The organism is Methylobacterium organophilum (assembly GCF_022179465.1).
GTDB lineage: Bacteria > Pseudomonadota > Alphaproteobacteria > Rhizobiales > Beijerinckiaceae > Methylobacterium > Methylobacterium organophilum.
Genome location: NZ_BPQV01000079.1, coordinates 1 through 229, shown reverse-complemented (window position 1 = coordinate 229; position 229 = coordinate 1). Strand labels below are relative to the sequence as shown.

The 229-nt window shown below is 74.2% G+C and carries 1 protein-coding gene; it reads left to right on the top strand.

Annotated elements, in window-relative coordinates; translation table 11 throughout:
- Nucleotides 1–22: 22 nt before the first annotated feature.
- A partial coding sequence (locus MFF21_RS23865) for a hypothetical protein (RefSeq protein ID WP_238315065.1) occupies nucleotides 23–229 on the top strand: 207 nt, incomplete at its 3' end.

Below are 229 nucleotides of genomic sequence, written 5' to 3'. Positions count from 1 at the left end.
GACACGCCGGGGGGGCGTGACCTTGAGCCCCACAGGCTCCTTCCTGCACGGGGCGGCGGAGGTCCGCTACCCCGAGGTCCTGACCGAGGTCCTCCTGCTCGCTGCGGGGGCGGTGCGGACCGAGGACGGCGAGGCCTTCGTCTACGTGGTGGGGGAGGGGCGAGCGCGGGAGCAGACCGTCCGGCTCCTCGCCCAAGAAGTGGGGCCGGCCGGCGGGGGAAGGCAAGAA